Source organism: Companilactobacillus metriopterae (assembly GCF_004117915.1).
In the GTDB taxonomy this organism is placed as follows: domain Bacteria; phylum Bacillota; class Bacilli; order Lactobacillales; family Lactobacillaceae; genus Companilactobacillus; species Companilactobacillus metriopterae.
Window position 1 is genome coordinate 34389 of record NZ_RSTD01000001.1, and the last position, 21393, is coordinate 55781.

26 protein-coding genes, 1 tRNA gene and 1 pseudogene are annotated in these 21393 nt (G+C 30.5%); 16 read left to right on the top strand and 12 right to left on the bottom strand.

Annotated elements, in window-relative coordinates:
- Positions 1-75: 75 nt before the first annotated feature.
- Together EKN01_RS00185 and EKN01_RS00190 are read left to right on the top strand one after the other, a co-directional pair.
- Positions 76-1152, top strand: coding sequence for a YibE/F family protein (locus tag EKN01_RS00185; protein ID WP_129044475.1), 1077 nt, complete (start codon positions 76-78; stop codon positions 1150-1152).
- Positions 1149-1892: a YibE/F family protein gene (locus EKN01_RS00190; RefSeq protein WP_129044476.1), complete on the top strand. Its 744-nt coding sequence runs from the start codon at positions 1149-1151 to the stop codon at positions 1890-1892. Before EKN01_RS00185 ends, EKN01_RS00190 begins: the two co-directional genes overlap by 4 nt.
- A gap of 20 nt (positions 1893-1912) precedes the next feature.
- Here the strand turns inward: EKN01_RS00190 and EKN01_RS00195 are convergent, their stop codons facing one another.
- Positions 1913-2233 (bottom strand): hypothetical protein, encoded by a 321-nt coding sequence (locus EKN01_RS00195; RefSeq protein WP_129044477.1) that lies wholly within the window; start codon positions 2231-2233, stop codon positions 1913-1915.
- A 144-nt stretch (positions 2234-2377) separates the two neighbouring features.
- Here EKN01_RS00195 and EKN01_RS00200 point away from each other — a divergent pair, with 144 nt between their 5' ends.
- The 3 genes from EKN01_RS00200 to EKN01_RS00210 are packed head-to-tail and all read left to right on the top strand — an operon-like array spanning position 2378 to position 3556.
- Entirely contained in the window at positions 2378-2785 is a 408-nt protein-coding gene (locus tag EKN01_RS00200) for a cupin domain-containing protein (RefSeq protein WP_129044478.1), read from the top strand.
- Between the two features lie 11 nt (positions 2786-2796).
- Complete coding sequence (locus tag EKN01_RS00205) at positions 2797-3117, top strand: carboxymuconolactone decarboxylase family protein (protein WP_129044479.1); 321 nt, start codon at positions 2797-2799, stop codon at positions 3115-3117.
- Between the two features lie 4 nt (positions 3118-3121).
- On the top strand, positions 3122-3556 hold the full coding sequence (locus EKN01_RS00210; RefSeq protein WP_129044480.1) for a MerR family transcriptional regulator: 435 nt from the start codon (positions 3122-3124) through the stop codon (positions 3554-3556).
- 34 nt (positions 3557-3590) lie between these two features.
- Here the strand turns inward: EKN01_RS00210 and EKN01_RS00215 are convergent.
- Positions 3591-4195 (bottom strand): annotated as a pseudogene (locus EKN01_RS00215) (NAD(P)H-binding protein).
- Between the two features lie 136 nt (positions 4196-4331).
- Between EKN01_RS00215 and EKN01_RS00220 the strand changes: the two are divergent.
- Entirely contained in the window at positions 4332-4835 is a 504-nt protein-coding gene (locus EKN01_RS00220) for a hypothetical protein (RefSeq protein WP_129044481.1), read from the top strand.
- Between the two features lie 27 nt (positions 4836-4862).
- Here EKN01_RS00220 and EKN01_RS00225 read toward each other — a convergent pair whose 3' ends face one another.
- A complete protein-coding gene (locus EKN01_RS00225) occupies positions 4863-5531 on the bottom strand; it encodes a hypothetical protein (RefSeq protein WP_129044482.1) in 669 nt (222 codons plus the stop codon).
- A gap of 117 nt (positions 5532-5648) precedes the next feature.
- On the opposite strand from EKN01_RS00225, the gene EKN01_RS00230 reads away from it, so the two are divergent.
- Complete coding sequence (locus EKN01_RS00230) at positions 5649-5921, top strand: hypothetical protein (RefSeq protein WP_129044483.1); 273 nt, start codon at positions 5649-5651, stop codon at positions 5919-5921.
- A 13-nt stretch (positions 5922-5934) separates the two neighbouring features.
- On the opposite strand, the gene EKN01_RS00235 is transcribed toward EKN01_RS00230, so the two are convergent.
- Positions 5935-6894, bottom strand: a complete 960-nt coding sequence (locus EKN01_RS00235) for a 3-hydroxyacyl-CoA dehydrogenase family protein (RefSeq protein ID WP_129044484.1) — start codon at positions 6892-6894, stop codon at positions 5935-5937.
- A gap of 69 nt (positions 6895-6963) precedes the next feature.
- Positions 6964-7554: a cadmium resistance transporter gene (locus EKN01_RS00240; protein WP_129044485.1), complete on the bottom strand. Its 591-nt coding sequence runs from the start codon at positions 7552-7554 to the stop codon at positions 6964-6966.
- 132 nt (positions 7555-7686) lie between these two features.
- On the opposite strand from EKN01_RS00240, the gene EKN01_RS00245 reads away from it, so the two are divergent.
- Positions 7687-8541 carry an AAA family ATPase gene (locus EKN01_RS00245; RefSeq protein WP_129044486.1) on the top strand — a complete coding sequence of 285 codons (855 nt, stop codon included), beginning with the start codon at positions 7687-7689 and terminating at the stop codon, positions 8539-8541.
- 36 nt (positions 8542-8577) lie between these two features.
- Here the strand turns inward: EKN01_RS00245 and EKN01_RS00250 are convergent, their stop codons facing one another.
- Complete coding sequence (locus EKN01_RS00250; protein ID WP_099974177.1) at positions 8578-9579, bottom strand: NADP-dependent oxidoreductase; 1002 nt, start codon at positions 9577-9579, stop codon at positions 8578-8580.
- 120 nt (positions 9580-9699) lie between these two features.
- Between EKN01_RS00250 and EKN01_RS00255 the strand changes: the two genes are divergently transcribed.
- Positions 9700-10245: a TetR/AcrR family transcriptional regulator gene (locus tag EKN01_RS00255; protein WP_129044487.1), complete on the top strand. Its 546-nt coding sequence runs from the start codon at positions 9700-9702 to the stop codon at positions 10243-10245.
- A 60-nt stretch (positions 10246-10305) separates the two neighbouring features.
- On the opposite strand, the gene EKN01_RS00260 is transcribed toward EKN01_RS00255, so the two are convergent.
- The gene (locus EKN01_RS00260; protein ID WP_099974179.1) at positions 10306-10809 is read right to left on the bottom strand and encodes a DUF1836 domain-containing protein; all 504 of its coding nucleotides are present in this window, start codon (positions 10807-10809) and stop codon (positions 10306-10308) included.
- Between the two features lie 138 nt (positions 10810-10947).
- Between EKN01_RS00260 and EKN01_RS00265 the strand changes: the two genes are divergently transcribed.
- The 5 genes from EKN01_RS00265 (at position 10948) to EKN01_RS00280 (ending at position 13506) form a co-directional block, all read left to right on the top strand.
- The gene (locus EKN01_RS00265; protein WP_129044488.1) at positions 10948-11778 is read left to right on the top strand and encodes a DegV family protein; all 831 of its coding nucleotides are present in this window, start codon (positions 10948-10950) and stop codon (positions 11776-11778) included.
- Between the two features lie 47 nt (positions 11779-11825).
- Entirely contained in the window at positions 11826-12362 is a 537-nt protein-coding gene (locus tag EKN01_RS00270) for a GNAT family N-acetyltransferase (RefSeq protein ID WP_129044489.1), read from the top strand.
- A 97-nt stretch (positions 12363-12459) separates the two neighbouring features.
- Positions 12460-12894 (top strand): DUF817 family protein, encoded by a 435-nt coding sequence (locus EKN01_RS07940; RefSeq protein WP_206731610.1) that lies wholly within the window; start codon positions 12460-12462, stop codon positions 12892-12894.
- Positions 12870-13238, top strand: coding sequence for a DUF817 family protein (locus EKN01_RS07945; RefSeq protein ID WP_206731611.1), 369 nt, complete (start codon positions 12870-12872; stop codon positions 13236-13238). The genes EKN01_RS07940 and EKN01_RS07945 overlap by 25 nt, the downstream gene beginning before the upstream one ends.
- Entirely contained in the window at positions 13222-13506 is a 285-nt protein-coding gene (locus tag EKN01_RS00280; RefSeq protein WP_129044490.1) for a hypothetical protein, read from the top strand. Before EKN01_RS07945 ends, EKN01_RS00280 begins: the two co-directional genes overlap by 17 nt.
- 55 nt (positions 13507-13561) lie before the next feature.
- Here EKN01_RS00280 and EKN01_RS00285 read toward each other — a convergent pair whose 3' ends face one another.
- Positions 13562-15142 carry a bifunctional aspartate transaminase/aspartate 4-decarboxylase gene (locus EKN01_RS00285; protein WP_129044491.1) on the bottom strand — a complete coding sequence of 527 codons (1581 nt, stop codon included), beginning with the start codon at positions 15140-15142 and terminating at the stop codon, positions 13562-13564.
- A gap of 177 nt (positions 15143-15319) precedes the next feature.
- Here EKN01_RS00285 and EKN01_RS00290 point away from each other — a divergent pair, with 177 nt between their 5' ends.
- Entirely contained in the window at positions 15320-17368 is a 2049-nt protein-coding gene (locus EKN01_RS00290) for a cation:proton antiporter (RefSeq protein WP_129044492.1), read from the top strand.
- Between the two features lie 32 nt (positions 17369-17400).
- On the opposite strand, the gene EKN01_RS00295 is transcribed toward EKN01_RS00290, so the two are convergent.
- From EKN01_RS00295 to EKN01_RS00305, 3 genes are read right to left on the bottom strand one after another with little or no spacing between them, the layout of a single operon-like run.
- Positions 17401-18057, bottom strand: a complete 657-nt coding sequence (locus EKN01_RS00295) for a putative quinol monooxygenase (RefSeq protein ID WP_129044493.1) — start codon at positions 18055-18057, stop codon at positions 17401-17403.
- 2 nt (positions 18058-18059) lie between these two features.
- A complete protein-coding gene (locus EKN01_RS00300) occupies positions 18060-18974 on the bottom strand; it encodes an amidohydrolase family protein (protein ID WP_129044494.1) in 915 nt (304 codons plus the stop codon).
- Between the two features lie 43 nt (positions 18975-19017).
- Positions 19018-19962 (bottom strand): helix-turn-helix domain-containing protein, encoded by a 945-nt coding sequence (locus EKN01_RS00305; RefSeq protein ID WP_129044495.1) that lies wholly within the window; start codon positions 19960-19962, stop codon positions 19018-19020.
- A 101-nt stretch (positions 19963-20063) separates the two neighbouring features.
- Between EKN01_RS00305 and galE the strand changes: the two genes are divergently transcribed.
- The gene (gene galE / locus EKN01_RS00310; RefSeq protein WP_129044496.1) at positions 20064-21056 is read left to right on the top strand and encodes a UDP-glucose 4-epimerase GalE; all 993 of its coding nucleotides are present in this window, start codon (positions 20064-20066) and stop codon (positions 21054-21056) included.
- Positions 21057-21220: 164 nt separating this feature from the next.
- Here the strand turns inward: galE and EKN01_RS00315 are convergent.
- A tRNA-Lys gene (locus EKN01_RS00315) sits at positions 21221-21295 on the bottom strand.
- Positions 21296-21393 lie beyond the last annotated feature (98 nt).

Genomic DNA, 21393 nt, shown 5'->3' on the forward strand with positions numbered 1-21393 from the left:
TTATACAGAATATTTTAAGGTTTAACAATTGTCAATTAAGTTAGATAATATGGTAGTAAATAAAGAGGACATTATATGAAAAACTGGGTAAAGATAATAATTATTTGTCTAATTGGAATAGCAATTACAGCTCTCACTCGAATAGATTCTGCAATCTATAGTGATCCTATTGTACAGGTGACAAGTGTAAAAACAAATTATCAAAGTACCGAAACGGATGAGTACAAAAATGTGGCTAAAATATATAATCAAACAATCACTGGTAAATTTTTAAATACTAAAGATAAAGGTAAAACAATAAATTTAACCAATCAGTATGATAGTTCTTTGCTGATGACTCAAAAATATCGAGTTGGTCAACAATTAGTGGTTAAAAAGAATTCATCAGAGTACTCAATCTATTCACAGAAAAGAGATACCGTTGTTGTAGGTTTAATTTCTTTAGTTGTATTAATTCTATTTTTGATGAAATACGATAGAATTCGACTATTTTTAAGTATTGTACTAAATTTAATTGTGTTTGTTATTTTTATGTACATTATCATTAATGTTCCAAAGAGTATTTTATTAATATCTGCAATAATTACAGCATTGCTGGTAACGATAATCTCTTTGGTGGTAATATTGGGACCGAGTTTTAATGCGTTAGTGGCTTTTTTGAGTACCACAATATCGACTACTTTAGCGATTCTACTAAGTGTATTTCTGATGTATTTATCCAATAATCAAAATATTCATTTGGAATATTCTGATTACGGTTTGCAGCCATATTTTATGGTTTTCATTTCCGGAGTCATCTTTAGCGTTTTAGGTGTAATTATGGACGAGACAATGGACATTACAGCGTCTTTAATTGAAATTAAACAAGAAGTTCCAGATGTGCAAGACGGGAAGTTGTTTAAATCTGGTATGAATATTGGTAGAGAATTAGTCGGACCATTAATTAATATATTATTGTTTATTGTGGTGGCAGAACATTTAAATATTGTTTTCCTATATCTAAGCAATGGGAATTCTATCAATTATACTATTGATATGACATTGACTTTAGGAATCGCACAATTACTAATAAGTAGTATCGGTATATTAATCACAGTTCCGATAACTAGTTTTATTGCTACAAAAATTATCAATAGGGGGATTGCAAAATGAGTTATTTATTTATTGCGTTTATCCTCTTAAGCATAGTTGTGATGGGAAAGAGAAGTTTAACGTTCCTTTTTGGATTAGGAATTAATGTTGTTTTAATATTAGTTTTAGTAATTATGATTGCTGATGGTTTTGATCCGATTATTACGACTGTTGTAATCTCCATTTTTGTTTTAGTAATAGCTATCTATTTAAATGTAGAAAATTATGATACTGCTAATACCGCGTTTAAAACTTCTCTAATTATTATGTTATTGATACTTGGTATTACATTTTTAGTTCAACACTATGCTAATTTTCAGGGGATGTGGATTGAGAATCAGGAAGAGTTAGAGGGATTTTCCCTACAGTTAGGTATATCATTTCCCGAAATTGCGATAGCAATTATAGTTATTAATAGTTTAGGAGTTATTTCGGAGACTAGTGTTGCAATTTCTAGTGGATTAAATGAAATCATTGATAATAAGCCGGATTTAACTGATAGCGAAATCTTTAATGATGGTTTTTCAGTAGGAAATAAGATTTTAATAACACAAATTAATACAATGTTACTTAATTTTTTTGCTTCAACATTTACTTTGATCTACTTGATGCATAGTTTAAAATTTACTAATTCAGAGTTTATCAATGATAAATTACTTGTTGCAGAGATATTAACAACGCTAGTTTGTATTATAGGAGTCATATTCACAGTCCCTATAACGTCATATTTTACAGTAAATAATCACAAGAAAAGAGCATAACCAATTTGGTTATGCTCTTTTTATGATATGTCACTAAAAATACTTTGAATTAAACTAGATACTTTTTCTTTTGAAGCCAGTTTATTTAATTTATCAAGATAATATGAACTTTTTTCGTTAATGGCAAAGTGCTCATTATTTTCTAATGCTTTTAAGTCGTTTAGTAATTTTTTTATTATTATGTTAGCAGAAGATTCATTATTTTCTATTTTAACGGAGGCATCTTCAATCAAATTTTTAAAAACAACATTATTGTCAGAATTATCAGCGATAGAATCGTAGAGTTGATCTAAAAGTTTTAAAGCCGTGTCCTTATGTTCAATAAATTTTCTAGTCATCATCAATCACACTTTCCTATTCCTTCATCAATTATGTTAACACGTCATCAAGAAAATGATAAAAATAATGTTTTATTAAAATAACTCCTTGACTTAAAGTTAACTCTAAGTTGTAGGATTGTAATTATAAATTTGGAGGTTTTATCTATGAATGAAGATATAAAAACAAATAATATTTTTGGTTTAGGTGAAAAGAATGATGCTTATGCGCAATACTTCATCGGTCAAAGTTATTTAAAAATGCTTGTAGCTGATCCGGAAGTTGATGTTAATGTGGCAAATGTAACATTTGAGCCGGGATGTCGTAATAATTGGCATATTCATCATGATGGATACCAATTATTGTTAGTGACAGGTGGAGAAGGCTGGTATCAAGAAGAAGGTAAGCCTGCTCAATTATTAAAAGAAGGTGACGTTGTAACGATACATGATGGTGTTAAACATTGGCATGGAGCAACAAAAGATAGCTGGTTCTCACATATTGCCATAACAAAGGGTTCTAGTGAATGGTTAAATAAAGTAACTGACGAAGATTATAATAAATTATCAAAATAAGGAGATTAATTATGGCTAAAAAACAAACTGCAGGACATGATATTTTGGGTGAATTTGCACCCAAATTTGCTGAATTAAATGATGATGTACTTTTTGGAGAGGTATGGAGTAGAGAAGACAAACTTTCTGAACATGATCGTTCAATGATAACAATATCAGCACTTATTTCTGGAGGAAATTTGGAGCAATTAGATGCTCACTTAACTATTGGTAAGCAAAATGGTATAACTAAAGAAGAAATATCAGAAATGATTACGCACTTATCATTCTATGTAGGATGGCCAAAGGCTTGGTCAGCTTTTAACAGAGCAAAAGAAATTTATAAGGACTAGATATATGGATGCAATTGATGAACAAAAGAATTTAAAAATTGGTGAATTAGCTGACATAGTTGGTGTTAGTAGTTATACCATTCGTTTTTATGAAAAAGAAGAGTTGGTCAAGGCACACAGAACCTCTAGTGGAATAAGATACTACACATTGTCTGATGTGAATTGGTTGAAGTTTATTCTATATTTGAAAAAAACCGGTATGACAATATCAGAATTAAAAACTTATGTAAAACTAAGATCGCAGGGTGATTCAACAATTTCGGCTAGATTAGATTTGTTACACTCTGTTCAGTTGCGTTCTGAAAAAGAAATTCAAGCACTATTGAAGTCGAAAGAGATTCTCGATGACAAAGTTCAGTGGTATGAAGATATTATGGAAAATGGCACTGATAAGGATTTTGAAGAATTTCTGGTTGATAAAGGTCACTCTTATGACTAAACAAAAAGCTCACTTGATAATCAAGTAAGCTTTTTTATTTATTATTAATACCTAAGCTATCTCTTGAACCTAAGTTTTTATCATGTGATAAATTGACTACTAAGTCTGCAATACCAGCTAATGTGACATCGTGACCACCAAAAGTCTCACCTTTTTTTGTAATTTCATAATCAACATTGGAACTATTTTGGAACCAACCAGGTCTAATAATTGTATAGTTTAAGTTTGTAGATTCAATGATATCTGCAGCTTTTCGATAACTAGATAAGATAGGGTTAAATTCTAAATTTCCATTAGATCCAATAGAATTAGTGATTTCATTATATATACCCATTGATGTTATAAATAATAATCTATCTATATTTTTTCTTTCCATAGCATTAATCACAGCAGTAGCTACAGTTGGTAGATTGCCACTAACTGCAACAAACACAACATCCTGATTATTTAAAGCATTTTCTATATCAGACTCTTTAGTGGCATCTCCTTTAATCGCGGTTTCTCGATTTTGATCTATATTTCCTAATCTGGAAGTATTTCTGACCATTAATGTTAAATTGTCATTTGTATGATTCAAAAAAAATCTCTAGTAGTTGATCCTACGGATCCTGTTGCTCCTATAATAAGTATATTGGTCATTTTTATTTATTACTCCTTATAATTTTAAACATTGTAATACTTAGAGTTAACTATAAGTAAAGTTTGTTTTTGAAAAAAGTAAATACTTTTAGTTTATGTTTTAATAGATATAAGACTAAGATAAGTGAGAAATTAAATGTACAAAAATAGATCAAGATTCATGCTACTATTTTACTTTTTATCACTAGCAATATATGATTTTATTCTCATTAGAGATGATACTTCTAGAGGTCTGGTTATACATCTAGAAAATCAACTGCATATGAGTCAAACTGGGGCAGAAGCTGCAGCAATGATTGGTACTCTGTTGATGAGTTATCTAGTTCTTTTGATAATTTTTGTGATTGTTAGGTTATTGATTGAGTGGATAACGGAAGAACGCAGTAGCGAGGTGAACGGTAGAATATTCAATACTTTAATACTATCTGTCACAGTGGCTAATGCTGTAGCAATTGTTTTGTCAGGGTCATTTGACTTGGATATTATTGCAATTGTCCATCCAGCAGTAGTTTTGATAACATTTGATATTTTATTTTATTCCGAGAAAAATAGTAATAAGGTTAATCTGTACACAATTATGATTGTTAGCATAATTTATTTTATTAACTTTTTGTCTTCATTGATTACTGTTATAAATTAAAAAAGAACACCTTAGAGGTGTTCTTTTTTAATAATATTTCATATTTTCTGCGTCAACTGGATCGCCATAGTTTTTAACTGATTTTTTAATTATTTTTTTGAATTGTAAGCTAGCATCAGATTTAGACATACCGGTTTTTACTAGTGTATCCATCATATCTTCACTAAGATCATTTGATACAGCCAGATAGTCGTCTTGTCCATCACTCAAGGATGAGCTAACAGTAGAAACATTTGATAAGTTTAATGACTCTAAATCTTGAATCCATCCGTTGTAGTATGTAAATAATTGATCATATTCACTAATAACATTTTCAACATCTTTTTTATTGGCTTTAGTTGCTCTTAGTTCATTTTTATATTCAGTAGCGTTATTAGCAATTTTATCTTTTTTGCTTGTTAGATTTTCTTGAGTAGAACTTTGAACAGATTCGACAACTTGTTGATCAATACCATCTTGAACCATATAACCAATGTTTCCAATTTGACTGTCATAATAGGCTATTGTAGTTTCCATTTTGTAAAAAATATCTAATATTTCTTTTTGTTCTTTTTTGCTTAGTTTCTTTTTATTTGTAACTTTTTTACTGGTAGTGTTTTCTTCTTTAGCAGTACTTTTGCTTGCTGTATTTGCACACGCAGAAACAAAAATACTTAGTAATAATATCAATGTAAATACTTTAAATGATTTTTTCATAAATCCCCCTAATCATAATAAGAATTATATCATTGGAATTTTTAAAGTGTACTAGTTCCTTTTATTTATTTAAATTAGTATAATTAAACTGAGATGGAAAATTTGAGAGGTACTATATTGTTTAATCGTAGTAAAAAAAGAAGACTTTTAAATAAAGAAGCACAGCGTATTGTTGCTCAAATGCTTAGGGAAGTAAATGATGGTAAGTACGTTGATGTTAAGCAAGAACTTTTGGAAGCATATAATTATCTAGTTAAAGAGCACGCTGATCCAGAAGATATTATTAAGGGTTTAGCAAAAGATTTATATTCTAATGCTGTAAAAGATCAGTATACATTTTCAAGACCCTTTGAAATAAATTTACAGAGATTAACAGAATTAGTTAAATAAAAAGAAGAATGCCTTAGGCATTCTTCTTTTTTGTTTTTTGGACATCAGAAACAAGTAATTTTATAAGCTCACTATCTCTATCTGAAGTAACTTTTTGCCCTTTATCTTTGGACCAAGTATAGAAACCTTGACCAGATTTTAACCCAGTTTTATTTGCATCTACTAATTTTTTTAGTGTGGGATCTTCGCCCTTATTATCTTCTAAATCTGAATATAGGTATTTACTTATTTTATCAAAAACATCTAATCCACCTAAGTCTAAGCTTTCAAGAGGTCCTACGAGGCTCCAACGTCTTCCTAGACTATACTTCATTAGTTCATCAATATCTTGCGGAGTTGCAACTCCTTCTTCAACTAAGCTAAGTGCTTCACGTATAAGTGCCATTTGAAGTCTATTTCCAACAAAGCCAAGAGTTTCTTTTTTGAGAGCAACTGGTTTTTTATCTATATTGTGCATTAGTTTTATAGTTGTATCTAAGACGTCTTGCGATGTGCTTTCACTTGGAACAACTTCAACAAGAGGCATAAGTTGTGCAGGATTATAAAAATGAGCGACAACGAAACGTTCTTTGTGTTCAAGATTTTCACTAATTTCTGTGGGGCTTAACCCTGATGTATTTGTTGCAAAAATAGCATCTTTTGGAGCTAAACTTTCAATATGTTCCCAAAGATCTTGTTTTATTTTCAAATCTTCCACAACGGATTCAATAACAAAATCTGCATTTTCTAAACATGCTTCTATATCCATTGTTGGGTGAATCCTATCCTGGATAGAAAGAAGGTCATCTGAATTGATTAAACCAGCATTAACAAATGAATCTAGATCATTATTGATATTTTCGACACCTCGATTAAGACCTGCCTCAGAGTGACCTATCAGGTTTACGTCATAACCAGCCATTGCAAACTGTAACGTTATGCCATGACCCATGGTACCAGTACCAAAATTAGCAATTAATTTAATATCTTTCATAATTAATAACCTCCACTTGTATATTCAATAATAAATCAAATAGGGTATATTTAGCTAGAAATAAATATTTTAAATAAAGTGACTTATGGTTCCAGATTCAAATAAAATATAAGAACCTATTATTATATAAATTGATGATGTTATATATTTTTGCCATCTATCAAGGATACTAGAGATACCAGGTGCCTTTGAAATGAGGTAACCAATGTAACAAAAAATAGACATCATAATAAAGAAGGTAATTAACATAATAGGAATCTCAGAAATATTTATTTGGGAGAAAACAGGTATATAAATACCGAGATTATCTGCGCCACACGAAGTGACTGTTATAATAGCCACATTCATGACTATATGATTATTTTTTGAAAATTGAGCACTTACCTCAGAATCATCATCATTTGAAATTAAAATTTTAATACCGAATATAATCGGAATAATACCAAGTAATCCTAATATCCACTCATCTGGTACAAAATTTAAAACGAGTCCAAATAAAAGAGATACCCCGATAAGAACGCTTGTACCTAAAAAATCACCCCAATAGATTACCCATCTCTGATTTTTAGTTTTAATACCGCTAAAGAGAATAGTTAAAATAATTAAGTAATCGATACTAGTCGAGCAATACGCAGCAATAGTTAATAAAATGGTTTTCATATAGTTCTCCCTTTAATACCTATATGTTATCTTAATTTTTTGAAAAAAGATGAGATGTTGATTTTATTTACGGAAGAATGTAATTTTAAGGTAAGATTAATCTGTTTTATTAATTTAAAAACTGGAGGGAATATGCTTTACCTAGAAAATTTTACTTTTCCGACGGAAGATCAAGAATGGAGATTTTTTATAAATCAAGAATTGAAAGTGTACAACAGCTACTATCCTTTTCAAACGATAGTAAACAAAGGAGTTCAAACCATAAATTTTGAACCAATAACAATACTCAGTGGTAGCAATGGATCTGGTAAGACAACAATTCTTAATGTTATTTCTGAAAAACTAAAGCTTAGTCGAGAAACTCCATATAATCGAACTAACTTTTATGAAGAATATTTGGAAATGTCAGATTTCAATCTTTCTCATGAAATAACACCTAGTAGCTGCATTATCACCAGTGATGATGTTTTTGATTACATGCTCAATATTAGAGAAGTCAATGAAGGTATTGATAAAAGAAAAAGTGAAGTGTATGAGGAATATTTAGATGCTAAGCATGCAAATTTTCATTATCATGGACCAGAAGACTATAATAAATTAAAAGAAATAACAACGGCACGTAGACAGACTCAATCCAAATTTACACGCGAACATGTAATGGATAATATTCGGGAGCAGTCCAACGGAGAGAGTGCGTTCAATTATTTTACAAAATTAGTTAAAGATGATGGGTTGTACATTTTGGATGAACCAGAAAATTCGTTGTCTCCCAAATTACAAATTGAATTGGTGAGATTTATTGAAGATTCTGCTAGATTTTATAATTGCCAATTTATTATTGCTACTCATTCACCGTTTTTACTTTCTATAAAGTATGCCAAGATATTTGATATGGATTCTAGTCCAGTCACTACAAAAAAATGGACTGAGTTAGATAACGTAAAGATATATCACGATTTCTTTGATAAACACAATAAAGAATTTTAAATAAAAAAGCTAACTAATTAATAGTTAGCTTTTTTATTATAGTTTAATAACAACTTTACCTTGTAGATGTCCGTTACGTACTTTATCTATTGCATCATTTATCTCAGATAAAGAAAATACTTCAGGATCAATTGCGGGAACTATTTTATTATCGTCAATTATTTTTGAAAGTTGCTTTAGTTGAGAACCGTCATTTTTAACAAAAATAAAATTATAACTAACACCATGTTCAGCCGCTTTACGATCTAATTTTTTGCCTGCTAAACTGAATAGCATTTTTTTCAAACCTGTGAAGTTATAATATTCAGCAAAATTTTTGTTTGGTCCACTAATTAGAGAGAGAATTTTGCCACCTTTTTTCATAACAGATAATTCATGATCGTATTCTTTGGTTCCAAGTGTATCAATAAGATAGTCTATCTCAGAAAGCTTTTCCCAGTAGTTATCGATCTTGTAGTCTAAATATACATCTGCACCTAGAGCGGTAATTCTTTCTCTAGAGTCAGCATTTCCTGTGACGATAACTTTTAAACCTAAACTTTTAGCAATAGGGACCGCTAATTGACCAAAAGAACCAGATCCACCAGGGATCAAAATAGTTTTTCCAGACTCAACTTTCATTATATCTTTTAATGCTTGAATTGCTGTCAGACCTGTTAAAGGGGCTGCTACAGCTGTTTTTAAATCTAATGAATTGGGAATTTTAGCTATAGTTGAGCTATCTAGAGCAATATATTCAGCAAATCCTCCGATATGTTCAGTAGGTAATCGAGTATATATTTCATCACCAACTTTAAAATCATGAACGTTAGAACCAACTTCTTCGATAACTCCTGAAATTTCATTTCCTTGAGTTTGTGGTAGTTTGTAGTTTTTTATTAATTTGATTTTTCCAGTGCCAACAAGTATATCAAGTGGATTTACTGCGGCATAACTAATTTTTATTAAAACTTCATTTGATTTTATTTGTGGTTTGTCGATGTTATTAATTACTAGTTTGAAATCGTCTTGGTATTTAGTTAATTGAGCTGCTTTCATTTTTAATAATCTCCAGTAACGTTTTTCTTTTTTTGTAACTGATGATAATATAACATCTTTAGTTTCAAAATTCAAAAAATGTAACTAAAAATGTTATAATATTTTCAATTGGAGGCGGATATGGCAAATTTATCACGACATATAATCATCGATACCGCATTAAAATTGGTAATCGACGAGAAAAAAACAAATATAAAAATTGAACAAATTGCAGATCAATTGGACGTAACACATGCCGCAATTTATAAATATTTTAAAAATAAAAACGAGTTATGGCAATGTGCTTCGATATGTTGGTTTGAAGAAAACATTGTCGCATCTATACAACTAAAATCTAGTTATAAAAGTAACACTGATGAATTATATGATTGGTTGTGGCAATTTGCCAATGCTAAGAAAAGAGCTGCAAACGAACATCTAGAGATATTCAACTTGATTTCTATTTATTTGGATGATCATCCCACTGAGCTAAGGGATGTATTAATACCAAGCTATCGCTACATCAATGAACTCATGAATTATAAAGATGAAGATTTTAGAAAATCCGAAGCAATATTATCTTGTTTTGCGATATTTACTTTGCCAAGTTTTAAAGAAACTTGGAATCGTTCAGATTATAAGCAACGATTTGACGATATTTGGAATATGATATTACTCGGATTATGAAATATATATTAACTTTCAAACCGTTTAAAAAAGCTAACCCATATGGTTAGTTTTTTTATTTTATAGCATTTCAAAATATTTATCTAAGTAGATTTTATTAGCGATGGCGGTTATTACATTTTGTAACATTATCTTTTCTTCAGGTTCATTAGAGCTATCAAATTCGCTTAATTTTTGTCGTGAAAATACTTTATTTAATATATCAATTAGCTCTGAACAAAAATATTCATATGATTCTTGAACATTATGAGTATCTGCCTGAACAGATAACAACTTATTGATGTCTTCTAGAGAAAGAACTACCTTTGAAATCGCAATAAAGAATAAAATTACGATTTGATCTCTGGAGTACTGCTTTTTAATAGGACTATCTATTAATTTTTTCTTTACGTAGTTACTGATCATTGAATTAGTAATAGTAACATCACCCAGTGGTTCCAGATATTCATTTAAATACTTAACAGTTTGTTCGAGATATAGGCCAACATTAGGAATCTCTTTATAACTTGGTAATGTAAAGTTTTTGATAGAATCAGCGATAGTTTTTTGCGACTTTTCGTCCATGTATTTACACCTTCTTGAGTATAAATTATATAAGATACGTTCATAAAGTTCAAATTAGTTTCTTAAAAGTATTTATGAAACTTTTGACAGGTTTTTGAAAAACCGATAGAATATAGAAAAACGGTGAAGGTGTTTACTATGACATTTAGAATTATTTCAGATTCCTCATCAGATGTTAGAAATTTAGATAATAAATTATATAAACAGGTCCCTTTAACAATTATTGCAGATGATGTTGAGTATAAAGATAATCAAGAATTAGATATTAAAAAAATGCAGATGAGTCTTTCAAATGCAAAAAACTCAGGAACTTCGTGTCCTAATATTGACGAGTGGATGACAACTTTTGAGGGTGCAGATAGTATATTTGTGGTGACTATCACCAGTCAACTATCTGGGAGCTATTCATCAGCTGTACAAGCAGCTGAAATCTTCAAAGAAAAAAATCCTAACATTAATATTAAGGTGATAGATTCAAAATCGACAGGACCGGAAATGGGTCTAATCATTGAAAAGTTAGATCAAATGATTGAAGAAGGACTATCATTTCAAGAAATTGCAGATAATATCACTGAATACCAGAAAAAAACAAGATTGCTCGCAGCTTTGAGTTCTTTGGATAATATGGCAAAGAATGGTCGTGTTAATTCTGCGATCGCTAAGTGTGCTAAACTTTTAAATATTAAGATTATAATTACCGCTAGTTCAGAAGGAAAGTTAGAACTTATTACTAAAGTAAGAAGCCAAAAGAAATTTTTAAATACATTGCTAGAACAAATGAACTCCAATGGCTACTCAGGTGGAAAAGTAAAAGTTAACCATGTAAATAATCCAATTTTAGCTGAAAGTATACAATCATTGATTAATCAAAATTATCCGCAAGCGATTGTTGAAATAACTCCTTGCCAAGGATTGTGTAGCTATTATGCTGAAGATGGTGGAATTTTAATTGGATACGAATTGAAATAATTGTAAAAAAAGTTTACCCTAAGCTTAATAATTTGGGGGTGTTTTTTATGGAGTATTACAAAGTATCCGAAGATATAACTCTAAAGAGTCTTGATATTTCTCAGGCGGAAGAAATATATAATGCAGTAGATGAAAGCAGAGATACTCTTGATGAATGGTTAAGTTGGGTAGAAAAAACTAAATCTATTGAAGATGAAAAAAATTCAATTAATATGTTATCTGAAAAATTATCCAACAGGGAATTATGGTTAATGGTTATTTATTATCAAGATAAATTAGTTGGAATGATTGATATACATAATATTCTTGATGAACATCATCGAGGTGAAATTGGTTATTGGCTTAGTGATAAGTATTCCCATAGGGGCATTATGCATAATTCTCTCAAAAAAACGATAGATGTAGCATTTAATAATTTGGGAATCCATCGTTTGGATTTGCTTGCTGATATCGATAACCACCCCAGTCGAGCTGTGGCAAAAAGTGCTGGATTCACAGAAGAAACAGTACTCAAAGATTACTTGTTTAACAAAGGAACATATCGTGATGTGGTGCTGTACTATCTAATAAATCCCGAAAATTAACAACTATATCTTTATCGGTGTAGTTGTTTTTTATTTGCCTTGTATTATTATATTTATAACATTGCAATTAAATTTACATTGGGGAGAATTTGATTACATGATAGATTTCATAAAAAAAGAAGCATCCTGTTGCTTGTTTCCGGTATTGTTATTTGGTGCAATGTTCGTAACTAAGTATGTTCATATTCCACATTTATATAGATATGACTTGTTGCTAATTTTAGCAATTATATTCCAAATTGCCTTAATAGTAACAGGTTACGAAACCTGGCAAGAAGTGAAAGTGATTTTAATATTTCATGTGGTGGGTTTGATACTAGAGATATTTAAAACGTCTATTGGAATGTGGGCATATCCAGAACCTGCCTATACTAAAATATTAGGAGTGCCTTTGTATAGCGGATTTATGTACTCTAGTGTTGGTAGTTATATTTTTCGTGCATGGAAGGTATTTGATTTACAATTTGAAAGTTGGCCAAAAAAATTATCTGTAGTTGTGTTGTGTATGTGTTGTGTATTGCAATTTACTTAAACTTTTTTACCCATCACTTTATATGGGATTTAAGGTACATAATTATAGCAGCTACGGTAATTATTTTTTGGAAAACCAAAGTATTTTTTGAACTTAAAGATAGAGTTCATTATATGTACATGAATATGGCATTCTTATTTATTGGGATAGCTTTGTGGGTAGCTGAAAATATTTCAACATTTTTTTCTGCTTGGAAGTATCCAAATCAGAGAATGGGTTGGCACTTGGTAGGTTTGGGTAAAATATCCAGCTGGGGATTGCTAGTTATTCTTAGTATCGCATTAGTTTATTATAGTATTGAAAAACACGGGGATTGGGGTATTAAAAATGTCAGAAAATTATGATGAACAAAAATATTTAGCGTTTCAATTAATAGGGATGCTAACTGAAAAGAATGAAGAACCATTACGTGAACTGTTAGGAGAATTCTATACTGGCAACATCAACGGAGCAACATTTCTCTTACAAGTTGGCAAATGTATGAAAGAAAATAAAATATCTTTAAGTGATGAAAAATCTGCAGAGTTATCTAAATTAGTTAAATTAATTGGAAAAGATAATCAAGATGCCGCTACCCAAAGAGGATTAGCGGGATTAGGGTTATTTTTATAGTGATTATATTTTGCTTTTAAAAAACTAGCCTACGTAATTAAACGTAGGCTAGTTTTTATTTAGAATTGTATTCATCATGATATTCTTTCAATAGCTTAAGAATACTATCTCCAATAATTTTATAGTCTTTGGTTGGCAAGTTAGCTTGAGATACTCTTAGATTTCCATCACTTGTACCAAATCCAACTCCATCCATTAATACTACACCGTTTTTACTAGCAAGATTAATAAGAAAATCTGCTTCTTCAAAGTTATCCTCTAAATATATGGCAAAGTCATTACCATATATATTTTGAGCTATTTTGTAGATATCAATTAATGAATAGTATCTAGAATTATCACTACAACTGTCTTTTTTTATATTTAAAGAGTCGTGTAAATCATTGTATCTTTGCTTTACTATTTTCTTGGATTCTTCAATATAAATATCATTATTCTCTTCTAACAGATGAGTCATACTAAATAGTACTTCCATAATTTGTTGAGGGGTCGACAGACCTGCTGTATGGGATAAACTTACAGATCTAGAATCTGCAACAATACGATAGATAAAACTAAATTTTTCTGGAGTTAAACTTATTTTTGAGTATCTTTCGGTTAATTCATTTTTATCAGTATTGGGCAAATCATTTATTAGTTTGTCAAAAACATTATTTTGGTTAGCAGCTATTAATCCAACACGCCAACCTGTCGCCCCATATAGTTTAGAGTATGAATATACTAGTAAGGTGTTATAAGGAGCTACACTATATATGGATTGAAAATCATTAACAAATGTTCCGTACACATCATCAGTAATAATCATTAAATCTGGACGTTTTTTAATAACTTCTTGAATCTCGGCAAGTGAATCAGGACTTAGAGATTTTGAACCAGGATTACTTGGATTTACTACTATAAAAGCTTTAATATCAGGATTTAAAAGTTTATCTATCTCATCTTTTGAAATTGCCCAATTATCTTCTTCTGAAGAGTTCAAATCTACTTCTACCATTTGATAATCATGTAGAGTGGGAATTTCTATATACGGTGTAAAAATAGGTGTATTAATAGCAATTTTGTCACCAGCTTTAATTAATTTATTTTCTTTTAAAGATGCAAAAATATATACAATAGCAGCAGTTCCACCCTCTGTTGGGAATATCTCGGTACTTTCAGCTAATTCTTCACTGTTATACAGAGCGCTCTGTAGGAACTGATTCAAAATTACTTTAGTATTTTTTAAAATAATATTTGGTTCAGGATAGTTATTTCCAATAACACCATCTGCAAGTTCTTTGACGAATTCGTCAGTATTTAAGTGTAATCTATTTTTTGCGTAATTTAGTGTTTGAATAAGAAAAGAGTCAATGTTGTTTTTTGAATTTAAAAACTTTAAAAAACGACTAGTAATATCTTTTTTTTCAATGTATCCAGCTAGATCGCCAACATTCATTGTTCTTTCGGATTCTAAAATTCCAAATTCAACTAATCTATTAAAAGCCAAGCGAGCCTTCTTGTTTATCCAATTAGGGTTTCCTCTTCCTGCATTTAGGAAAATATTACCTTTGGAATTATTTTTTGCTAAATCATTCATTTTGCTACTTAAAATAAACGATTCTAATTTCTCTAGTCTCTTTTCTTCAGAAATATCCATAGTAATCCTCCAGAAGTTATAAACTTAGATTCATTATAGTTTAATTAAATTTATATAGTGAAATAAAAATAAACAAATAATATAAAGAATTGTGAAAAAGGGTAGACCATCATAATTATTCTGAGTAAAATACCATGTTAGTTCAAACTTATTATTTAATTATTTAAGGAAATAAATATGACAGTTTTTTATACAGTGGCATTTTTATTAGTTGGGGTTATTGGGGCAAATATTATTCGAAGATTTGTTACCCAAATTCCCGAAGTTTTTATACTTATAGCAACAGGGGCATTTTTATCGATTTTTCCTATTTTTCATAATTTTGAAATAGAGCCTGAGTATTTTATGTTGCTATTTATTGCTCCGTTGATGTTCTATGACGGACAAAAGCAATCATTTGAAAAAGTGAGATCCAAATTTTGGGGAATATTTATAATGTCCGTCGTTTTAGCTTGTGTGACTGTCTTGATTGTAGGTTTCACAGCTAATACATTTGAAGTGAAGTGGACGCTTCCATTAGCTATTGCTTTGGCAGCTATCGTTACACCAACGGATGCAATGGCTGTAAAAACAATGACTTCTAATAGATCAGTTCCTACAGGTGTTAATGATGCTCTAGAATTGGAATCTCTTTTTAATGATGCAACAGGATTAGTGCTATTAGATCTAGCCTTATCCGTTTTATATAAAGGTAATTTCTCAGTTGTCGGTGGGATAGGACACTTCCTATTTGTTTCAATAGGTGGAATCATTGTAGGACTGATAGGTGGAATTATTCTTGTGATGGTTAGGTATAATATCAATATTCATGGGGATAATCCTGAGTTAATTACGATCCCTATTAGTTTATTAACACCATTTTTTATATATTTATTAGCTGAATATTTCGGCGTATCAGGTATCTTAGCTGTAGTTGCTACAGGTATAGAGCACAATTGGGAGTCAGATAGGTTGAAACTTACTTCTACAAATGTTCAATTAACAACAAAAACAATCTGGTCTGTTATAACAGATATCCTGAATGATATGGTCTTCTTGATATTAGGATTGGCACTACCTAGTATATGGAAAAACTTTGAAAAAATAGGTTTTAGAGAGATTTTAAGTATGCTATTGGTAAGTTTGATAATTTATCTGGTAATGATAACCATTAGATACTTTGGAACTTATAGAAATGATGGTATTAAGAAAACCTTTTGGAGAAACGTTTCCAGAGAAGAGGATAGAAAGTATTCTCAAATTTTTGCAATAGGCGGAATTCACGGAACTGTTACGCTTGCTATGGCATTTTCTTTACCTAAAACCATTGGTGGACAACCATTTCCCTACAGAGAAGAACTAATTACGATTACAACATTTGTGATTATTATTAGTATGATATTTAGTGCCATAATCTTTCCAATTATTCTTAAGAGTAAATCAGAGGACTATGATATCGAAGATTTAAATGATACTAGAAATAAAATGGTCGATTACGCTATTTTACAAATGAGATCAACAATAGAAGATCACGATATTAGAGAAAAATTGACGTATCAATTGGAAACACAGAAGAGAAATCGTACCACTCTGAATAGAAAAGATTTCAATGACAACTTTTATTTACTCTTCAACGAAACAAAGAGTTTAACGGATAGTTTTATTCATAGTGATGAGATAAATAAAAAATATAGCCCACAAACCATTGATATTTACGATCATATTATGTATCGGTCACTAATTGAAAATAAAAGAATTCCTTTAAGAGATAGAATTCAACATATGTCTAAAGAGATAATTTGGCATACTAAACATCGGGTTATTACTAGAAGACAGCGGGAAGTCTTTAGAAATAGAAGAATTGAAAATGACCAGGAGTATGCTCAAAAAGTTTCTGAATGGACTAAAACTAGGGAAGAGCTATTATCATTAAATAATGAAGTAATTGAAGAAGTGGACAACTACTTGGATAGTGTTATGCAGGCAAGACTTGAGCAAAATAAGACTGAAAATACTCATATATTCATGGTTAGAAAAGTTATGGATCGATTCTTTAATAATGTTAAGCATGAATATCAAGCAAATAAACAGCCAATTGATAATTCCTATTACATGGAAGCTTTCCAACATGAATACAGTTTTATACAGGAGTGCTTTAATAACGGAGAAATAAATCAAGAAATATCCAGTACCTTATTTACAGAGATAAATCAAGCACAGCTTTTACAATTACAGACAACATATTAAAAAAAAGTAACGACATCAGTCGTTACTTCTTTTTATTTACTTTGATAAAATAATCCACCTTTATTTGCAAGGTTATTGGGTTTTAATTCATAAAGTTGTTTTTCTAAGACAATATTTTTAGTTCCAGAAATATATTTTTTAAAGTGATCAGTCTCTAAATGTTTCAGATATGCTTCGTTGTCTTGGTAAATTTCAAAGAATATCCATTTTGATGGATCATCCTTAAGAGAGCCAGCGTACATAAGAAAAACGCCAGATTCTACTTCTACCGCAGTTTTCATTTCTTCGAAAACGATATTTTTGAATATATCAGCATTAGCAGTGTCAATTTTTATTTTAGCTAATCTTACTGAAGTTTGCGCATTGTAAAGTTCTTGAATAGGAGCTTTCTTTTCTGTCAGAAGTTCGGGATCAAGTTCGAATATCTCATGTCGATCAATATTTGAATTTTTGGAAAATTCAGCAAACTTTTTAAAGTATTCAGAATTGGCATGCTTAATGTATGAATCGTTATCTTCATAAATTTCTAAAACAAAATTATCAGTAACGTCATTTGTATCGTGTGCAGATAGTAGAGTTTTGGTGCCTGACTCTAGTTTGATTGCTGATTCTATATTAATTTTGCCTAGATTGTTAAATTCATCAATGTTATTTAAGTCTGTTCTCAAATTAAATATTCTAAATATCATTACTACTCTCCAAAGATTTTTTCAAAATTGCCTTGATAAATTAGTTCTTTATCTGAGTCACTGATTTTCATCTCATTAATTGCAGAGATTATCTCCTCAGTATCTCCTTCATCAGGAATTCCAAATGGTGCGTCGGTACCAAATAACATGTGATCCGCACCAAAGTAACTTACTGCCAATTCCAGAGCCTTTGTATTACCAAGTATTGCAGTATCAACATAGAATTTCTTGAAATCTTCTGCTTGATCTGGCGGTAAGATATTATCAATTCTGCCTGCAAAGAAAGGAATCATTGCACCCGCATGATGAACAATTATTTTTAAATTAGGAAACTTTTGGAATATGCCAGCTTGAACAATTTGAAGCATTGCCTGTGATAGTTCATATTCCCAGCTGAAAACGATATTATTGTCGGGTTTTCTAGAATCAAAAACTGGATGTAGAAGAATAGGGATGTCTAATTTACTAGCAGTTTCAAAGATAGGTAGAAAATCTGTGTCAGCGATACTTTTACCTAAAGCACGAGTGAATAATTGAATACCAATTAATTCAGATGATTTGGCAATGTCATCTTTCATGATATCAAGAGAAGCATCGATATTATTCATCGGTAGCATAGCTATACCGGCAGTAAATAAATCACCGTTTTCAGATACTAAATTGGAAATTTCTTTATTTGCTTCAATACATAATTTGGCAGATTTATCAGCATCTACGTAATCTTCAGGATTTACGTTAACTGCAGAAATAACTTGTTTAACATCTATAGGAAAGTTAGTACGACGATTTTTAATATCAGATAACAATTCTTTTTGTTTGATAAAAGGATATTGTTTTGGAATTGTGCTATCAATTTCTAACATCTCTTTATAAAATTTTTCTGGTAATACATGAGCGAATACGTCTATTTTAGTCATGATATCTCCTTTTGTTATGAGTTAATATTAACATTTTTAAAATTTAAATTTGATCTATCAATTGAATATTTTTTTGTAGTATTTGAAGATTTTCTTTTTTCTTTAAAGCAATTAATAACAGATTAAAAAAGTGAGTACTGTTAGTAGAATAAGAAAGATACATAGATTTTATGTAGGATTTTTCAGCGAGTGGATACCTTCTCTGAATATAATATATTTCACCTAGTTCAAAAAGAATTTCTGCGGATCTATAAATTGTTTTTTGTTCAGACTCAAATTCAAGACCTTTTATTGCTATATCGATGGCATTAGAATATTTTTTTAACTCTTTAGAATTTTTACAGTAATTATAGTAAATTGTGCCTAAAATGTCGGATGACAATTGCAGTTTTATATTTTCTATATTTTCACATGCAATTTTGAAAAGTATTTCTGCTGATTTGTAATTTTTTAATAAGTAATAGCAACTGGCTGCACCAGCCAAAAGGATAGTTTCTATTTTAGAGTAATAATTTTTGTGTTTAGGAAGATCTAGTAAATTAGAAAAGGAAGTTGGGTTAGTTTCTTGAAGAGCAATTCTGTATATTTCCAGAGCCTTTTCAAAATTTTTCTGGTAATAGTTAGTATAGATACCTTTGTAGCTTAAAAAGTTTTGCTTATTCATAGAATTTGTACAACATTTTTGAAAAATATCATCGGTCAAATACTGAGACATATCTTTGTAATTTCGGTTGTTAACTAAAAACTCCAATTTAGTAAAAACAGAATCTAAAAATAGTTCTTTGTTTTCATAAAATTTTTCTTCTTTAAAAGATTCAATGGAAACTCCCAGACGTGAGCTGAGTTTATTTATCATCTCAACAGATGGAACTCTCTGCCCTTTTTCTATTAAACTTATTTCCCCTTGTGAACATATTCCTTGTGCAAGGTCAGATTGTGTTAGTGCCAGTTTTTTTCTATAAAAAACAATTCTAGATCCAATATCCATGGTAATCCCTTCTAAATATAACAATAGTAATATGATAGATTGTAACACCGCAATTATAATAATGATTACATACTCATAATATTTATTGTTTGGAGAGTAATATGAAGACTATTTTAGTAGCTGGTGGAGCAGGATATATAGGCTCACATATGGTTTATTGTTTAATTGAAAAAGGATATGACGTGGTTGTTGCTGATAATTTATCAACAGGATTTCACGATGCTATCCATAAAGATGCAAGATTTTACAAGGGAGATACAAGGGATAGATCATTTTTAGAAAATATGTTCACTCAAGAGTCTATAGATGCTGTTATTCATATGGATGCTTTTTCTATTGTTCCTGAATCTATGAAAGATCCTTTAAAATATTTTGATAATAATTTAATTGGGGTCATCGTTTTACTTGAAGAAATGGAAAAATTTAATATCCATAAAATTGTTTTTTCGACTACAGCCGCAGTTTATGGCAATCCTAAAAATATACCAATTAGTGAGGATGATGAGAAAAATCCTATTAATCCTTATGGTGAAAGTAAGCTAATGATGGAAAGTATAATGAAATGGGTAGATGAAGCTTTTGGCATCAAATATGTGGCATTACGATATTTTAATGCAGCAGGAGCTCATCCCTCAGGATTGATAGGGGAAGCTCATGCAAATGAAACACATCTAATTCCTAATATTATGAAGGTAGCCCTGGATCCTACAAAGGAATTTCAAATTTTTGGTGACGACTACGGTACTCCCGATGGAACTAATATTCGTGATTACGTCCATATATTAGACTTAGCGGAAGCTCATGTTTTGGCACTACAGTATATAGAAAATGGCGGGAAGAGTGATTCGTTTAATTTGGGATCAAATCAAGGATTTTCTGTTAAAGAAATTTTTGATGAGACTTCCAATATAGTAGGAAAGGCAATTCCTTATAAAATTTCAAATCGTCGGGATGGGGATCCAGATATCTTGATTGCAGATAGTTCTAAAGCACGTAGTGTTTTGGGATGGCATCCTGATTATGAAAACGTACATGATATTATTCAAACTGCTTGGAATTGGCATAGCAAACATCCGCATGGTTATGGAAAATAAAAACAACGGCGTATAAGCGTCGTTGTTTTTTGTATATAAGAATGCTAAACAGCTTGATTTAAGTACTGGTAAAGATATCAAAAATCATGAATTTTAAGACGAAAAAAAACAGTAACCACGGCTATTAAGCTGCGTGATTACTGTTTAGTGTTGATTTTATTGGTATGGGAGGTCAGGGGATCGAACCCTGGACCCACGGATTAAGAGTCCGTTGCTCTGCCAGCTGAGCTAACCGCCCATTAAATGTTTGTAACTGATCAACGAGATATATATTATCACAAAAAAACACCATATAGCAACAGTTTTTTACTGATTTTTAAGGTTAATTTATTAGAAT

What these genes read in the sequence shown, in the direction of transcription:
- EKN01_RS00185 (WP_129044475.1), top strand. Translation starts at nt 76, where the DNA reads ATGAAAAACTGGGTAAAGATAATAATTATTTGTCTAATTGGAATAGCA.
- EKN01_RS00190 (WP_129044476.1), top strand. Translation starts at nt 1,149, where the DNA reads ATGAGTTATTTATTTATTGCGTTTATCCTCTTAAGCATAGTTGTGATG.
- EKN01_RS00195 (WP_129044477.1), bottom strand. Translation starts at nt 2,233, where the DNA reads ATGATGACTAGAAAATTTATTGAACATAAGGACACGGCTTTAAAACTT.
- EKN01_RS00200 (WP_129044478.1), top strand. Translation starts at nt 2,378, where the DNA reads ATGAATGAAGATATAAAAACAAATAATATTTTTGGTTTAGGTGAAAAG.
- EKN01_RS00205 (WP_129044479.1), top strand. Translation starts at nt 2,797, where the DNA reads ATGGCTAAAAAACAAACTGCAGGACATGATATTTTGGGTGAATTTGCA.
- EKN01_RS00210 (WP_129044480.1), top strand. Translation starts at nt 3,122, where the DNA reads ATGGATGCAATTGATGAACAAAAGAATTTAAAAATTGGTGAATTAGCT.
- EKN01_RS00220 (WP_129044481.1), top strand. Translation starts at nt 4,332, where the DNA reads ATGTACAAAAATAGATCAAGATTCATGCTACTATTTTACTTTTTATCA.
- EKN01_RS00225 (WP_129044482.1), bottom strand. Translation starts at nt 5,531, where the DNA reads ATGAAAAAATCATTTAAAGTATTTACATTGATATTATTACTAAGTATT.
- EKN01_RS00235 (WP_129044484.1), bottom strand. Translation starts at nt 6,894, where the DNA reads ATGAAAGATATTAAATTAATTGCTAATTTTGGTACTGGTACCATGGGT.
- EKN01_RS00240 (WP_129044485.1), bottom strand. Translation starts at nt 7,554, where the DNA reads ATGAAAACCATTTTATTAACTATTGCTGCGTATTGCTCGACTAGTATC.
- EKN01_RS00245 (WP_129044486.1), top strand. Translation starts at nt 7,687, where the DNA reads ATGCTTTACCTAGAAAATTTTACTTTTCCGACGGAAGATCAAGAATGG.
- EKN01_RS00250 (WP_099974177.1), bottom strand. Translation starts at nt 9,579, where the DNA reads ATGAAAGCAGCTCAATTAACTAAATACCAAGACGATTTCAAACTAGTA.
- EKN01_RS00255 (WP_129044487.1), top strand. Translation starts at nt 9,700, where the DNA reads ATGGCAAATTTATCACGACATATAATCATCGATACCGCATTAAAATTG.
- EKN01_RS00260 (WP_099974179.1), bottom strand. Translation starts at nt 10,809, where the DNA reads ATGGACGAAAAGTCGCAAAAAACTATCGCTGATTCTATCAAAAACTTT.
- EKN01_RS00265 (WP_129044488.1), top strand. Translation starts at nt 10,948, where the DNA reads ATGACATTTAGAATTATTTCAGATTCCTCATCAGATGTTAGAAATTTA.
- EKN01_RS00270 (WP_129044489.1), top strand. Translation starts at nt 11,826, where the DNA reads ATGGAGTATTACAAAGTATCCGAAGATATAACTCTAAAGAGTCTTGAT.
- EKN01_RS07940 (WP_206731610.1), top strand. Translation starts at nt 12,460, where the DNA reads ATGATAGATTTCATAAAAAAAGAAGCATCCTGTTGCTTGTTTCCGGTA.
- EKN01_RS00280 (WP_129044490.1), top strand. Translation starts at nt 13,222, where the DNA reads ATGTCAGAAAATTATGATGAACAAAAATATTTAGCGTTTCAATTAATA.
- EKN01_RS00285 (WP_129044491.1), bottom strand. Translation starts at nt 15,142, where the DNA reads ATGGATATTTCTGAAGAAAAGAGACTAGAGAAATTAGAATCGTTTATT.
- EKN01_RS00290 (WP_129044492.1), top strand. Translation starts at nt 15,320, where the DNA reads ATGACAGTTTTTTATACAGTGGCATTTTTATTAGTTGGGGTTATTGGG.
- EKN01_RS00295 (WP_129044493.1), bottom strand. Translation starts at nt 18,057, where the DNA reads ATGATATTTAGAATATTTAATTTGAGAACAGACTTAAATAACATTGAT.
- EKN01_RS00300 (WP_129044494.1), bottom strand. Translation starts at nt 18,974, where the DNA reads ATGACTAAAATAGACGTATTCGCTCATGTATTACCAGAAAAATTTTAT.
- EKN01_RS00305 (WP_129044495.1), bottom strand. Translation starts at nt 19,962, where the DNA reads ATGGATATTGGATCTAGAATTGTTTTTTATAGAAAAAAACTGGCACTA.
- galE (WP_129044496.1), top strand. Translation starts at nt 20,064, where the DNA reads ATGAAGACTATTTTAGTAGCTGGTGGAGCAGGATATATAGGCTCACAT.